Annotated in this window: 1 protein-coding gene; it reads right to left on the bottom strand. The window is 68.0% G+C overall.

Annotated features, from left to right (window positions below):
- A partial coding sequence (locus KVT32_RS30655; protein ID WP_217619493.1) for a copper chaperone PCu(A)C occupies positions 1 to 230 on the bottom strand: 230 nt, incomplete at its 3' end.
- Positions 231 to 256 lie beyond the last annotated feature (26 nt).

Genomic DNA, 256 nt, shown 5'->3' with positions numbered 1-256 from the left:
CGCGTGGTGTTGTTTCCCATCGCCATCTCGTGGATCTCGGCGGGCCCCGCGACCGGGGTGCACACGCCAACCAGGCGCACGGCCGTGGCCGACTTCAGCTGCATGAAGGCGCCGGCGCTTTTCGCCGCTGGCACCGTGGCGCGTACCCAGGGGTCGGTGACGCTCACTTGCGCCAGCGCGCTGGTGGAAAACAGGCCGGCGGCCAGCAAGGCAAACAGGGTAGGCTTCATGGTCGGCAAAGCGAAGTGGGTGACAG

This window comes from Achromobacter sp. GbtcB20 (assembly GCF_019091095.1).
In the GTDB taxonomy this organism is placed as follows: Bacteria; Pseudomonadota; Gammaproteobacteria; order Burkholderiales; family Burkholderiaceae_B; genus Achromobacter; species Achromobacter mucicolens.
The sequence above is the reverse complement of the archived record's forward strand: the minus strand, read 5'-3'. Positions and strand labels throughout refer to the sequence as shown.